Source organism: Streptomyces sp. CA-249302 (genome assembly GCF_050936785.1).
Taxonomy (GTDB): domain Bacteria; phylum Actinomycetota; class Actinomycetes; order Streptomycetales; family Streptomycetaceae; genus Streptomyces.
In genome coordinates, this window is record NZ_JBNJMG010000001.1 from 1,579,899 (window position 1) to 1,593,756 (window position 13,858).

A 13,858-nucleotide genomic window follows, 5' to 3' on the forward strand; every position below is an offset into this window, starting at 1 on the left:
GCGTTCCCGGCGTGCGCCGCACGGGGGCGCACGCCGGGAAGCCTACCGGGTCAGCCCGCCGGGGCGGCGTCCCACAGATCGCACTGGTGCTCCTGGTGCACGGCGGTACTCAGGGTGTTTCCGCCCTCGGACGCGGTCTTCAGGGAGAGGACCGTGCCGGGGGCACCGGGCATGGTGGGCTGCCCGGCCGCCCGCGGCACACCGTCCCGCACGAAGGATCCCCAGTACCGCACCATCTGCCGCGACAGCACCTTCTGCTCGGCGTTGAACGGCGACTCCAGACCGAAGTGCTTGAAGAGGTACTGGATCTCGTTCACGTGAGTCGCGCCGAAGTCGAAGTCGGTGTGCAGATTGCGCAGGGAGGCGAAGGGCGGGGAGGTGCGGTCCGCGAACTCGTACGTGTAGACGGGACCGCGCGCGGCGAGCAGACCGTCGAGCCTGAGCGCCGAGCAGCTGAACAGGGTGTCGCCGAGCGCGGTGGCGTAGGCGATGGTCGGCGTCGGGTAGGCGGAGAGCGGATAGCGCCGGAGCGCTTCCTCGCCGAAGTTGTCCCGCATCACGCCGGGATACTGCTCGGCCGTGAGCGGTGTGCCGTTCAGGTCGAAGTCGGAGAAGCCGAACAGCCGCCCCTCGTCCTTGTTCGAGCCGTTGATCACCGGCACCCGGGAGGCGGTCCCCTTCGCGATCGCCTGCTCGGGCTGCACCGGCAGGAAGGCGCCGCCGGTCACCGGCCCCCAGTCGAAGTCCCCCTGCGCTTCGAGGATCTCGCGGGCGGACCTGCCACGCAGACAGGCGATGTCCGCGCACCCCAGCTTCTTGGCGAACGCGGCCCCCTGAGCCACCGCGTCCTCGTGCGCACGCGCCCCGCAGTCGCCGTAGGCACCGCTCTCGATGATCGCCGCCCGGAACAGCCCCTTCGCCGCCGGCGAGGCCAGCTGGGTGCAGACCGAACGGCCGCCCGCCGACTCGCCGGCGATGGTCACGCGGCCCGGATCGCCGCCGAAGCGCCCGATGTTGGCGCGCACCCAGCGCAGCGCGGCCTGCTGGTCGAGCATGCCGAAGTTCCCGGAGACCCCGTCACGCGCCTCGCCGTCGAGCCCGGTCTCGGCGAGGAAACCCATCGCGCCCAGGCGGTAGTTGACGGTCACGACGACCGTCCCGGTCTGCCGCGCGAAGGCATCGGGCACGACGTCCTGTCCGGCGCCCGCGGTCAGCCCTCCCCCGTGGAACCAGACGAGCACCGCACGCCGTTCGGACCCCTTGGGCACGTACACGTTCAGATCGAGACAGTCCTCGGTGTACGAGGGCTGCTCGTACCCCGGGTCCCAACTCGACGTCTGCACGCACTTGTTGCCGAAGTCCCGGGCGGCGCGCACCCCTTGCCAGGGCCGGACCGGCCGCGGATCGCGCCAGCGCAGCTTTCCGACCGGCGGCTGGGCATACGGAATTCCAAGGAACTGCCGCCCCTCGGCGGTGACTTCACCGCGCACCGAGCCCGCGTCGGTGCGCACGACCGGATCACCGTCCCGCGCCGCGGCCTGCGCCACGGGCACGGGTGCGACGAGTGCCGCCGCGAGGGCGGCCAGGGCGACGGCGACGCGTCGTATCACCTGCCCACCTCCACGCTCGTCCGCAGCCGCAGATCACGCGAGGACGCGCCGACCCACAAAGTGCGCCGACCGCCCCCGAGCACCCAATCGTGACGCTTCGGGTCCCATGAGGACAATGTGCGTGCGGAGACTTCCACCTCGACACGACGCCGCTCTCCCGCCCGCAGCGAGATCCGCCGGAACCCGCCCAACGCCCGTACCGCCTGCTCGAGTTGCAGCTCGGGCGAGCGCCCGACGTACACCTGCGGCACCGAAATCCCCTCACGGCGCCCGGTGTTGCGCACGGAGAACGACAACACCAGTCCCCGCCGGGTCCAGTGCGCGCGCAGATCGTCGTAGGCGAAGGAGGTGTACGACAGTCCGTGCCCGAAGGGGAACAGCGGCCGCACGCCTTCGGCGTCGTACCAGCGGTAGCCGGCGTGGATCCCCTCCGAGTACTCCTCGGTGCCGTCCACGCCCGGGTAGCGGAGGGGGTCGCCGGCCACGGGGTGGTGGTCGTCGTCGGACGGGAAGGACTGGGTGAGGCGGCCGCCGGGGTCGCACTCGCCGTACAGGACGGCGGCGGTGGCGGCCGCGCCCTCCTGGCCCGGGTAGTACATCTGGAGCACGGCGCCGGTGCGCTTCAGCCAGGGCATCGAGGTCGAGGACGAGGTGTTGAGGACGACCGTGGTGCGCGGGTTGGCCGCCGTGACCGCCTCGATCAGCTGCGCCTGGTGGCCGGGGAGGGCGACGGTGGTGCGGTCGAGGCCCTCGGTGGCGTCCTCGTAGGCGAACAGCACGACGTCACGGGCGGCGCGGGCGGCGGTGACGGCCTCCGCGACGTCCTGTGCGCGGGTCGCGCCGGTGCTCCGCCGCAGCCGGAACAGCAGGCCGGAGGCCCCGCCCTGCGCGGTGATCTTCAGGGAGTGGGCGCCTGCGGCGAGGGTCAGGGTCTTGCGGCGCACGGAGAGTCCGTCGGCGGCCGCCGAGACGAGGCCGCCGGAGAAGTACTCGCCGTACCCGGCGGCCTGCGGGAACAGTTCCGTGCCGTCGAGCAGGACCTTCGGGCGGGCCGTGGGCGCGGAGGAGAAGTGCAGGACGAAGGTCCACTCGTCGTTCTCGGGGACGGTGAGCGTCCCGGCGTAGCTCCAGATCTTGCCGATGCCGACCTGCTGTGCCTCGCTGTCGAAGGCGGGGCTGAGCGCTGACGCGGGGATCGCCTTGCCGAACAGGTCCTCGCCGAGCGCGTAAGTGACCTTCGCGGCGCGGGACTTGATGGCGTCGAGCGGGCTGTCGGCGTGGTCGGGGACGACATGGGCGCTGCCGCCGCCGCTGACGAAGGGCAGGCTGCCGGTCGGCCCGATCACCGCGACGCTGCCGCCCGGGGCCAGCGGGAGGGTGCGGTGTTCGTTGCGCAGCAGGGTGGCGCCCGCCTTGGCGACCTCCAGGGCGACGGCCGCGCCGGCCGGTGCGTCCCGGTCGGGGCGGGGCGGCATGCTGCCGTCGAGCAGGCCGAAGCGGTCCATGACGGCGAGGATCCGGCGGACGGCACGGTCGACGTAGCTCTCGGCGACGCTGCCGTTCTGCACCGCGGACTTGAGCGCCGTACCGAAATAGGTGCCGTCGGGCATCTCCATGTCGAGGCCCGCGGTGATGGCCGCGGCGGTGCTGTGGGCGGCGAACCAGTCGGTCATCACCCAGCCCTCGAAGCCCCATTGGTCCCGCAGGACGTCGGTGAGCAGTGTCTTGTTCTCGCAGGCGAAAGTGCCGTTGACCTTGTTGTAGGCACCCATCACGGCGCCGGTGCCGGCGCCGACGGCCGCCTCGAAACCGCGCAGTTCGAGCTCGTGCATGGTCTGCTCGTCGACCCGCACGTCGATCGACATGCGGTCCTTCTCCTGGTTGTTCATCGCGTAGTGCTTGACGGTGGAGATGAGGTGCTCGCCCTGGATGCCGCGGATCTCGGCGGCGACCATGTCCGACGCGAGCAGCGGGTCCTCGCTGAAGGTCTCGAAGTTCCGGCCCGCGTACGGGGTGCGAATGAGGTTGACCATCGGGGAGAGCAGCACGTCCTGGCCGAGGGCGCGGCCCTCGCGGCCGATGACCTGGCCGTAGCGGCGGGCCAGCTCCGGATCGAAGGCGGAGGCCAGCAGGACGGGGGCCGGGAGGGCGGTGGCGTGCCGGGTGACGCGGACGCCGGCGGGGCCGTCGGCGAGGCGGAGCGGGGGGATGCCGAGGCGCGCGACCCCGGGGACGTAGCCCGCCTGGCCGAGCGAGGCCGGGTCGGTGGCGCCGTGCAGGAGGGAGATCTTCTCGTCGAGGGTGAGCTTGCCGATGAGGCCTTCGACGCGGGGGCCGGCCCCCGCGTCGGGTCTGGTCTGCGCGTGGGCGGGCGGGGTGAGACCGCCGGTGGCCGCCGCGGCGACGGCGATCGCGCCGCCCAGCAGACGCAGTGCGGATCTCCTCGAGACAGTGTCGGTCATGGGCCGTCACTCCTTCGGTGTGCGGGCACGACGATGTGAACCGCGGGTGCGGCCGTGGCATCCCGGTCTGCGTTCGGGATCTGAACGCACTATGCGTCAGACCTACTTGACACTCCGTTAGACACCACTGGCGCGGCGGGAAAACTATGACCGAAGGTGACTCGTGTCAATGATCCGAACAAGAAACGGCCCGAACGCCGACAAGAAACGAAGCCGGGGCCGCCCCTCGACGGGGCGGCCCCGGCTGTCGTGCCGCGTGTCAGCCGAGGGTGACCCCGAGTGGGGTCGTGACGGACGAGACCTTGTCGAGCACGTCGGCCGGGAGCGTACGGATGTCCTCGAGCGGGACGGGCGGACCGGCGGGCCGGGCCTCACTGCTCACCTGGGCGTACTTCTCGCCGTACTGCTCGCGCTCGCCCCTCTGCGGCTCAGGGGGCGGAGGCGGACCCACAGGCGGCCGCGGAGTCGCACCGGGAGGTTCCGCAGGCGGGGACTTCGGGCCCTCCCCCACCCCGCCCTGCTGCTGCGTGAACCCCTCGGTCTCGATGCCGACTTCGAGCACCCAGCGCTGCCGGGCGGCCCCGTCCCGGCGGGCAACGACGACGGCGTTCCCCTTGCCGGGCGCGACCAGCCGGTCCTTGCCCCCGCGCAGCAGCAGCTCGCCGCGCACGGTGAGGTCGTAGCGCACCTCCCCCGCGTGTACGACACAACCGGCCAGGACCACCGAACCGTCGTCGGTGTCGGAGTCCAGGCAGAGAGCCGGGTCCGCCCCGCTGCGCAGCAGACCGTCGTCCTGGTACGACCACTGCTGGGCCCCGGCGGAGGAGCAGGCCGCCAGGACGGCCGCGGCGCCGGACCGGGCCCGGCCGCCGTCGATGTCGAGGCACAGCCCGGTGTCCGGGTTGCGCAGCCTGCCGCGGCCGACCTCGATCGGCCGGCCCGCCGACGCGGCCGACGGGGACCCCGCCGAGGCCCCGGTCGCCGAGCGCCCCGGGGCGATGGAGCTGCCGCTCTGCGCGCCCCAGGTGGCCTGCGGGTCCGGGACACCGTTGTCGTCGGACCAGCCCTTTGCGGCCAGGACGGTCGCGAGCAGGGCGAGCGAGGTGAGTCCGACGCCCACGGCGACGGCCTTGGTGTTTCTGCGCGGGGCGACGGGGCGATGGCGGCCGCCGGCGGGCCGCAGGAGCCCGCGCCCCGGCGCCGGGGCCTGCTCTCCGCCGCGGCCGGGGCGGGAGTCGAGATAGCGCCGGGCGCCCCAGCCGAGCACGGTCTCGGCGAGGAGCTCGTCCAGGCCGCCCTCGAAATGGCTGAGCTGCTCGGCGGCGTGCCGGCAGTAGCGGCACTCGGCCAGATGCTGCTGGACATCCGGGAGCAGGGCACCGCCCCGGCGTATCGGGACGTCGAGGAGTCGGTTGTAGAAGCGGCATTCCTTGCTCGGCGCGAGTTCGCCGTGGGCGCGCACGCAGCCGGCCCGGAATTGTTCCCGCGCCTGGTCGAGGGCGGCGGCCGCGGTGGGCTCGTCCACCCCCAAAAGACCGGCCGGTACGGTTATGGGTTCGGCTTCGACCTCGGTGTGCCACAGCAGACATTGGGAGGCTCCCGGAAGGGCCCGGAAAGCACGTTCGGCGAGCAGTCGCCTTTCGGGCGTCACGGAGCGTGCCGCACGCAGTCCGCGACCGCCGGTCGGTTTGCGGAGTTCCGGCAGTACATGAGAAATACGGTCGTCCGCGGACCACTCCTTGACGGTGTCACGTACCGCGGTCAGCAGCTGCGGTCGCAGGGCTCCACCGGCCGGCTTGCCGAGCACCCGGTGGAACGCGGCGGCCGCGGCCATGGACGCCGAGTGCTCCGGGGCGGCCAGGCAGATCGCCGCGTAGTCGTAGGTCGCGCGCCAGTGCCGGGCCAGCAGCAATGCGCCGGCCCGGGCGCCCGTGGCCCCCTGATCCAGTTGTGCGACGAGGTTGCGGTCGGACTCGGCCGGGCCCGATCCGGGGCGCGGTGGGTAGGGCGGACGTGGGGGGTATGGGGATTGCACTGAACCAATTCCTTTCCAAGCCGCAGGACGGCAAGCGGAATACGCGCGTCCATCGGAAAGCAGGTGCCTGATTGGTGCATACCTATGCGCGTCGGGTCTGGGACCGCCATAGGGCCGCTCACTTTCGCACAATTGACTCACAGCAAACAAGGAGTTCGAGTGACTGAAGTTCAAAAACCGTAAACTTCAGATAAGTTACCGCGGGTATCCGCACCCGCATTCGAAATGACCGGCACCCGGGCGTCAACTTGTGTGCACCCAAAGACGGTTGGCACACGAAATCTCCAACTTCTGAGCCCCCGTCACGCGCCCCGATCCACAGGGTTCTCCGAAGTTCCTCCCGGGAAGCTCTCATTCCCGTGGGCCAGCATGGGCCGCATGATCGCCCCCCACCATCCGAACACCCCCGCCCCCGCGCGCACCGTCCGCAAGGCGGTCGTCCCGGCCGCCGGACTCGGCACCCGCTTCCTGCCGGCGACCAAGGCCACACCCAAGGAGATGCTGCCGGTCGTCGACAAGCCGGCCATCCAGTACGTCGTCGAGGAGGCGGCCGCGGCCGGTCTGGACGACGTCCTCATGGTCACCGGCCGGCACAAGCGCGCCATCGAGGACCACTTCGACAACGCCTTCGAGCTGGAGCAGGCGCTCGCGGCCAAGGGAGACGCCGTACGCCTTGACGCGGTGCGCGACCCGGCCCGGCTGGCCAACATCCACCACATCCGCCAGGGCGAGCCGCTCGGCCTCGGCCACGCGGTGCTGTGCGCCCGCCGCCACGTGGGCGACCAGCCCTTCGCGGTCCTGCTCGGCGACGACCTGATCGACCCGCGCGAGACGCTGCTCAGCCGGATGCTCGACGTCCGCGACCGCCACCAGGGCAGCGTGATCGCGCTCATGGAGGTCCCGCCGGAGCAGGTCCACCTCTACGGCTGCGCGGCGGTGGAGGCGACCGGCGAGGACGACGTGGTCCGGGTGACCGGCCTGGTCGAGAAGCCCTCGCTCGAGGACGCGCCCAGCCACTACGCCGTGATCGGCCGCTACGTCCTCGACCCGGCCGTCTTCGACACCCTGGAGCGCACCCCGCCCGGCCGCGGCGGCGAGATCCAGCTGACCGACGCCCTCCAGGAACTGGCCGCGGGCGGGACGGTCCACGGGGTCGTCTTCGACGGCCTGCGCTACGACACCGGCGACAAGGCCGACTACCTGCGCACGGTGGTCCGCCTGGCCTGCGACCGGGACGACCTGGGCCCCGAATTCACTGCCTGGCTCAAGGAGTTCGTGGCGGGCCTGGAGGGCGGCGGCGCCGAGCGCGGGCGGCTCGCGGCCTGAGGAAACGCCGAGGGCCCGGGAAGGACGTACTCCCCGGGCCCCGTACGCACATCCCTGCTCAGCCGTTCGGCCGCAGCGTCCACACGACGGTCATCTCGGCGCTGACCGCGCCGTCCCCGCGCCGGACCTCGATCGTCACGGGGAACTCGGGGCGCTCACCGGCGTCCAGCTCCGCGACGACGTCGGCGGCCGGGCGCCCCAGGGTCGCCGTGGCGGTGACGGCCCCCATCGCCAGCTTCTTGTACGCGATCTCGGCGCGCACGGCGAGCGGCACGGCCCGCGCCAGCTGGTCCCCGAACGCACCCAGCACGATCGTGCCGCTGGCGGTCTCCCCGAGCGTGAAGATCGCGCCGGCGTGCGGCCCGCCCACGTGGTTGTGGTACTCGCCCTGGTCCGGCAGCGACACCACGGCCTTGTCCGCCGTGGTCTCCAGGAACTCGAGGTTCAACGTCCGGGCCATCGGCACCGTCGCGGCGAGCATCTCGCCGATCGACATCTGGTCTGCGCTCATGAAGCGTATGTTACTCACGAGTATCGCCGGGTGGCCAGATCCTTGTGACGAGCGACGCACGGGCGGCGGCAGCACCGGTCTCGGCCGCTGGTTTCTACCGCAGGTTTCGGCCGCAGGTTTCAGCCGATGCCGAAGGCCCCGTCCGGCGGCTCGGGCGAGGGTACGGCGTCCTCGTCCCGGACCGGCCGGGCCGAGCCGATGAACTTCCGCAGCCCCGGGCCGTGTTCGACGCGGGCCGGGAAGGCGTCGGCGGCCGTGAGACGGGCCAGGGCGCCGATGTCGACGGGGTGGTGCGAGGCGACGAGCACCGCGTTGCCGAAGCGACGGCCGCGCAGGACGGCCGGTTCGGCGATGAGCACCAGCTCCTCGAACTCCTCGGCGAAGGTGGCGAGTTGGGAGCGGAGGAAGGCGAAAGGGGAGGCGTCGGCGAGGTTGGCCAGGTAGACCCCGTCGTCTCGGAGCACCCGCCCGGCCTCGCGGGCATAGGCGAGCGAGGTGAGGTGGGCCGGCACCCGGGAGCCGCCGAAGACGTCGGCGACGATCACGTCGGCCGAGCCGGCGGGAGCGCCTTCCAGCCACGCGCGGGCGTCGGCGGGATGCAGCGATATCCCGGCGCCGTCCGGCAGCGGCAGCTGCTCGACGACGAGCTCCAGCAGCCCCCGGTCGGCCTCGACGACATCCTGCCGTGAGCCCGGCCGGGTCACCGCCAGATACCGGGGCAGGGTGAGCGCACCACCTCCGAGGTGCACTACGTCCAGGTCCCGCCCCGGTTCCCCGAACGTATCCAGCACATGCCCGAGCCGCCGCGCGTACTCGAACTCCAGATAGGACGGCTCATCGAGATCGACGTACGACTGCGGAGCCCCGTCGACGGTGAGCAGCCAGGCCCGCTCCCGGTCGACATCGGGCATGAGCTTGGCAACACCGAAGTCGGTGGTCCTGCTTACGGGGATAGGTTCGGTCACTCCCCCATTGTGGGCCCGCTGCGATGCCGCCGAAGGGGCGCGGGGAACTGCGCGACCAGCCACAACGGCCCCGCAGTCCCCCACGCACACCAACCTCACTCCACGGCGGTCACAGTCCCCGCCCCCACGGTCCGCCCACCCTCACGAATGGCGAACCCGAGCCCCGCCTCCAGAGGCATGTCACGCCCCAGCTCGACGGTCATGGTGACCGTGTCCCCGGGCCGCGCCACGGCGACCTCACCGAGGTCGACGTCCCCCACCACATCCGCGGTCCGGATGTAGAACTGCGGCCGGTACCCGGTCGCCACAGGCGTCGTACGACCGCCCTCCCGCGCGGACAGCACGTACACCTGGGCCGAGAACCGCCGACCGGGCACCACACTCCCCGGCGCGGCCACCACGTGCCCCCGCCGGACCGCGTCCCGCGGAACACCCCGCAGCAGCAGCGCCACGTTGTCCCCGGCCTGCGCCTCGTCCATCGGCTTCCCGAACGTCTCCAGGCCGGTGACCACGGTCTCCAGCCCGGCGCCGGGCACTTCGACACGGTCGCCCACCCGGACGGTCCCCCGCTCGACCGCGCCCGTCACCACGGTCCCCCGGCCGGTGATGGTGAGCACGTTCTCGACGGGCAACAGGAACGGCGCGTCCAAGTACCGCTCCGGCATGGGCACATACGTGTCCACGGCGTCGAGCAGCGCCTCGACGGACGCCGTCCAGCGCGGGTCGCCCTCCAGCGCCTTCAGCCCCGAGACCCGTACGACGGGCACGGCGTCGCCGCCGTAACCCTGCGCGGTGAGCAGCTCGCGGACCTCCAGCTCGACGAGCTCGACCAGCTCCTCGTCGGCCGAGTCCGCCTTGTTCAGGGCCACCACGATGTGGTCCACGCCCACCTGGCGGGCGAGCAGGACGTGCTCGGCGGTCTGCGGCATGATCCCGTCGAGCGCGGAGACGACGAGGATCGCCCCGTCGAGCTGCGCGGCGCCGGTGACCATGTTCTTGACGTAGTCGGCGTGGCCGGGCATGTCCACGTGCGCGTAGTGCCGGGTGTCGGTCTCGTACTCGACGTGCGCGATGTTGATGGTGATACCGCGGGCGGCCTCCTCCGGGGCGCGGTCGATGCGGTCGAACGGCACGAACGTGCCGCTGCCGCGCTCGGCCAGGACCTTGGTGATGGCGGCGGTCAGGGTGGTCTTGCCGTGGTCGACGTGGCCCATCGTGCCGATGTTCAGATGCGGTTTGGTGCGCACGTATGCCGTCTTGGGCATGGCTGTACCTCGAAGCCTCGTAAGTGGTGATGGGGACCCCAAGGACTTGCCGACCCTCCCCCTGCGGGGTCCGCCGGACATTCCGGAGAGGGTCAGCTTCGGGCGCCGTCGACAGCGGCCAGGAGGATCGGGACGGCAGCCTTCGGCGCATCCGCGACTGCGGATGCTGCGAGGAGGAAGGCGTGCCGGAACATGTCGTCGATCATTGCCGACGCTTCGTCCGGCGTCGAATCATTTTCGGGGGTACGGGAGTTCAGGGTTCGCGGGCTCGGGAGTTCAGGCCCCGATGTTCTTCAGCGCCTCCCGCACCGACAGCGGCGCGAACCGTCCCCGCTCGCGGGCCAGGAAGGCCCGTACGGCCTCGGGGTCGGTCTTGGCGTACTCGCGCAGGCACCAGCCGATGGCCTTGCGGACGAAGAAGTCGGGGTGTCCGGACTGACGCAGGCAGTAGGTGAACAGGCGCTGGGTGTCGGTGCGTTCCTTGTAGCGCAGCTGGTGGAGCAGGGCGGTGCGGGCGATCCACAGGTCGTCGTCGACGATCCAGGCGTCCATGTCGGCGGTGAGCCTCGGGTCGGCCGCGACCAGGGCGCCGACGACATGGGCGGCGAGCAGGTCGACCGTGTCCCACCAGGAGACGGTGGCGACCAGGTGCCGGGCCACCGGCAGGAACGCGGAGGAGCACACGCGCGCGTGCCTGCGCACGTAGTCGACGGCGAAGTAGTGGTACTCCCGCTCGGGCAGCTGCCAGCAGCGCAGGGCGAGCGCGGCGCAGTCGGCCTCCGCGGGGCGCGGCAGGCCCTCCAGGACGGTGCGGGACAGGGCGCGGCGGACGGGTGTGGTGAGGCCCAGGAAGGGCGCCACGTCCTTCATGTACGCCCGCATGGGCGCGGCCTGCTCCGGGTCGGCCGCGGCGCCGTAGACGGCGGTGAGCCGCTCCAGCACGGTGTCGGCGAGTGTGCTCGACGGCACACCCGGAATTCCCGCAGCTGTGACGCTCATGAGACGAACCATACGGCGATCACACATATCCGTCGGTTAGTGTCGCCGAATGCTCGATGCCACCACCCGCTCTGGGGGCACCGCCACGGCCCCTCCCCGGGCCGCCGCCACGGAGCTCGCCGTCACCGTGCCCGCAGTCGTCGCCGTCGCGCCGGCTCCTCCTCTCGTGCGTCTCGGCAGAGTGCTGCTGTCACCCTGGGCCCGGTTCTCGCTGCTGGTCGCGCTGCTCGCGGGGGCCGGGGCGAGTGTGCTGCTGTTCCAGCCGCAGAAGCTGCTCGCCGACGGCTGGCCGCCGCAGCTGGGCGGCGCCACGGCGGCCGTCGTGTTCGCGCTGGCGTACGGCGTGTGCACGGTCGCCTTCGTGCCGCGTCCGCTGCTCAACCTCGCCGCGGGGGCGCTGTTCGGCTCCGCGGTGGGGCTGGGGGTGTCGATGGTGGGCACGGTGCTGGGGGCGGGGCTCGCGTTCGGGCTCGGCCGGGTGCTGGGGCAGGACGCGCTGCGGCCGCTGTTGCGGGGGCGGCTGCTCATGGCGGCGGACGGGCAGCTGAGCCGGCACGGGATGCGGTCGATGCTGGCGGCGCGGCTGTTTCCGGGGCTGCCGTTCTGGGGCGTGAACTACTGCGCGGCCGTCTCCAGGATGGGCTGGACGTCCTTCCTGGTGGCGACCGCGCTGGGGTCGATCCCCAATACGGCGGCGTATGTGGTCGCCGGGGCGCGGGCCTCTTCGCCGACGTCACCGATCTTCCTCATCGCGCTGGCCGCCATCGCGCTGCCGACGGTGGCGGGGGCGGTGGTGGCCTGGCGCAAGCGGCATCACATTCGGGGGCGGTAGTTCTTTCGCCGCTGCGAGTGCCGCGATGTGTCGGCTGGCGGGTGCGGCTTCGTCGTGGCTGGTCGCGCGGTTCCCCGCGCCCCTCGGCAGCGTTGCTCAGACCCCTTCCAGGATCATTGCGTTGGCCAGTCCGCCTGCCTCGCACATGGTCTGCAGGGCATAGCGCGCCCCGTGCTCACGCATCGCGTGTACCAATGTCGTCGTCAGGCGGGTGCCGCTCGCGCCCAAGGGGTGGCCTATCGCGATCGCGCCGCCGTTGACGTTCACCTTGGCGAGGTCCGCGCCCGTCTCCTGTTGCCAGGCCAGGACCACGCTGGAGAACGCCTCGTTGACCTCGAAGAGGTCGATGTCGTCGAGGGTCAGGTCGGCCCTGCGCAGCACCTTTTCCGTGGCCGGGATGACGCCCGTCAGCATGAGGAGCGGGTCGGAGCCGGTGACGGCGAAGCTGTGCAGGCGGGCCAGCGGGCGCAGGCCGAGGCGGGCCGCGGTTTCGCTGGACGTGATGAGGACCGCGGAGGCGCCGTCGTTGATCGGGCTGGCGTTGCCCGCGGTGATGTTCCACTCGATCTGCGGGAAGCGCTCGGCGTAACCGGCGTCGTAGTAGGCGGACTTGAGGCCGGCCAGGGTCTCCGGGGTGCTGCCCGGCCGTATGCACTCGTCGCGCGTGACGCCCTCAAGGGGTACGACCTCCGCGTCGAAGGCGCCGCGGTTCCAGGCGTCGGCGGCCTTGCGGTGCGAGGAGACGGCGAAGGCGTCCAGCTCCTCCCGCGTCATGGACCACTTCGCGGCGATGAGTTCGGCGCCGATGCCCTGCGGCACGAGCCCCTCCGGGTAGCGCCCGGCGACGCCGGGACCGAAGGGGTCGGTGCCCGGCAGCACCGCGGAGCCCATCGGCACCCGGCCCATGGACTCCACGCCACAGGCCACGACCAGGTCGTACGCCCCCGAGAGGACGCCCTGCGCCGCGAAGTGCACCGCCTGCTGGGAGGAGCCGCACTGGCGGTCCACGGTGGTCGCGGGGACCGACTCCGGGAAGCCCGCCGAAAGGACTGCCTGCCGGGTGATGTTGACGGACTGCTCACCGACCTGGGTGACCGTGCCACCGATGACGTCGTCGATGAGCGCCGGGTCGATCCCCGAGCGGTCGACGAGGCTGCGCAGGGTGTGGGCGAGGAGCTCCACGGGATGGACATGGGCGAGGGCCCCGTTCGGCTTGCCCTTTCCGACGGGGGTGCGTACAGCTTCGACGATGACTGCGTCACGCATGGCGTGGGCCTCCGGCACGGGACGGACGACGAGAGATACCAGTGAGTAGGAAATCCAAACTCACCTTAACTCCGTGAGTTGGAAAATCCAACCCTCCCCTAAACTGGGCCCATGGCCGCGACACGAGACCCCCGCCCCTGTTCCATCGCCGACGCCCTGGCGCTCGTCGGCGAGAAGTACTCCCTGCTCGTCCTGCGGGAGGTGTGCCTGGGCAACGGACGTTTCGACCAGCTCGTGCGCAACATCGGCGCCCCGCGCGACGTCCTGGCCACCCGCCTGCGCCGCCTCGTGGACGCGGGCATCCTGACGAAGCGCGTCTACAGCGAACGGCCGCAGCGCTTCGAGTACCGGGCGACACCGGCGGGCCTGGAACTGGAGCCGGTCCTGATGACCCTCAAGGAGTGGGGCGACCGCCACGTACGCAAGAACGACGACCTCCCCATGGTCGTCGAGCACATCTGCGGCAACGAAATGATCCCGGTCGTCACCTGCCAGGCCTGCGGCAACCCGGTCCACCACGAGGACCTGACGGCCCGTCCACAGGCGGCGGGGTGGACGGTATCGGGGCCGACGGCGGCATGATCGGG

General features: G+C 71.7%; 11 protein-coding genes. 3 read left to right on the forward strand and 8 right to left on the reverse strand.

From position 1 onward, the window contains the following. Positions 1-50: 50 nt before the first annotated feature. The 3 genes from ACQEWB_RS07120 to ACQEWB_RS07130 form a co-directional block, all read right to left on the reverse strand. Entirely contained in the window at positions 51-1,610 is a 1,560-nt protein-coding gene (locus ACQEWB_RS07120; RefSeq protein WP_432828196.1) for a carboxylesterase/lipase family protein, read from the reverse strand. After that, on the reverse strand, positions 1,607-4,072 hold the full coding sequence (locus tag ACQEWB_RS07125) for a beta-glucosidase family protein (RefSeq protein ID WP_432828198.1): 2,466 nt from the start codon (positions 4,070-4,072) through the stop codon (positions 1,607-1,609). Before ACQEWB_RS07125 ends, ACQEWB_RS07120 begins: the two co-directional genes overlap by 4 nt. A gap of 259 nt (positions 4,073-4,331) precedes the next feature. Beyond that, positions 4,332-6,107, reverse strand: coding sequence for an RICIN domain-containing protein (locus ACQEWB_RS07130; RefSeq protein ID WP_432828200.1), 1,776 nt, complete (start codon positions 6,105-6,107; stop codon positions 4,332-4,334). Positions 6,108-6,485: 378 nt separating this feature from the next. On the opposite strand from ACQEWB_RS07130, the gene galU reads away from it, so the two are divergent. Continuing rightward, positions 6,486-7,433: a UTP--glucose-1-phosphate uridylyltransferase GalU gene (gene galU, locus ACQEWB_RS07135; RefSeq protein ID WP_432828202.1), complete on the forward strand. Its 948-nt coding sequence runs from the start codon at positions 6,486-6,488 to the stop codon at positions 7,431-7,433. A gap of 58 nt (positions 7,434-7,491) precedes the next feature. Here galU and ACQEWB_RS07140 read toward each other — a convergent pair whose 3' ends face one another. The 4 genes from ACQEWB_RS07140 to ACQEWB_RS07155 form a co-directional block, all read right to left on the reverse strand. Beyond that, the gene (locus ACQEWB_RS07140) at positions 7,492-7,929 is read right to left on the reverse strand and encodes a DUF4442 domain-containing protein (protein ID WP_432843675.1); all 438 of its coding nucleotides are present in this window, start codon (positions 7,927-7,929) and stop codon (positions 7,492-7,494) included. 134 nt (positions 7,930-8,063) lie between these two features. After that, positions 8,064-8,909 carry a spermidine synthase gene (locus ACQEWB_RS07145; RefSeq protein ID WP_432828204.1) on the reverse strand — a complete coding sequence of 282 codons (846 nt, stop codon included), beginning with the start codon at positions 8,907-8,909 and terminating at the stop codon, positions 8,064-8,066. A gap of 95 nt (positions 8,910-9,004) precedes the next feature. Continuing rightward, positions 9,005-10,174 (reverse strand): elongation factor Tu, encoded by a 1,170-nt coding sequence (gene tuf / locus ACQEWB_RS07150; protein ID WP_432828206.1) that lies wholly within the window; start codon positions 10,172-10,174, stop codon positions 9,005-9,007. 276 nt (positions 10,175-10,450) lie between these two features. After that, positions 10,451-11,173 carry a DNA alkylation repair protein gene (locus tag ACQEWB_RS07155; protein ID WP_432828208.1) on the reverse strand — a complete coding sequence of 241 codons (723 nt, stop codon included), beginning with the start codon at positions 11,171-11,173 and terminating at the stop codon, positions 10,451-10,453. Between the two features lie 49 nt (positions 11,174-11,222). Between ACQEWB_RS07155 and ACQEWB_RS07160 the strand changes: the two genes are divergently transcribed. Continuing rightward, positions 11,223-12,005, forward strand: a complete 783-nt coding sequence (locus tag ACQEWB_RS07160) for a TVP38/TMEM64 family protein (protein ID WP_432828210.1) — start codon at positions 11,223-11,225, stop codon at positions 12,003-12,005. Positions 12,006-12,101: 96 nt separating this feature from the next. Here ACQEWB_RS07160 and ACQEWB_RS07165 read toward each other — a convergent pair whose 3' ends face one another. Continuing rightward, positions 12,102-13,271, reverse strand: coding sequence for a thiolase family protein (locus tag ACQEWB_RS07165; protein WP_432828212.1), 1,170 nt, complete (start codon positions 13,269-13,271; stop codon positions 12,102-12,104). Positions 13,272-13,382: 111 nt separating this feature from the next. Here ACQEWB_RS07165 and ACQEWB_RS07170 point away from each other — a divergent pair, with 111 nt between their 5' ends. Next, positions 13,383-13,853, forward strand: coding sequence for a winged helix-turn-helix transcriptional regulator (locus tag ACQEWB_RS07170; protein WP_432828214.1), 471 nt, complete (start codon positions 13,383-13,385; stop codon positions 13,851-13,853). The last annotated feature ends 5 nt before the right edge of the window (positions 13,854-13,858 follow it).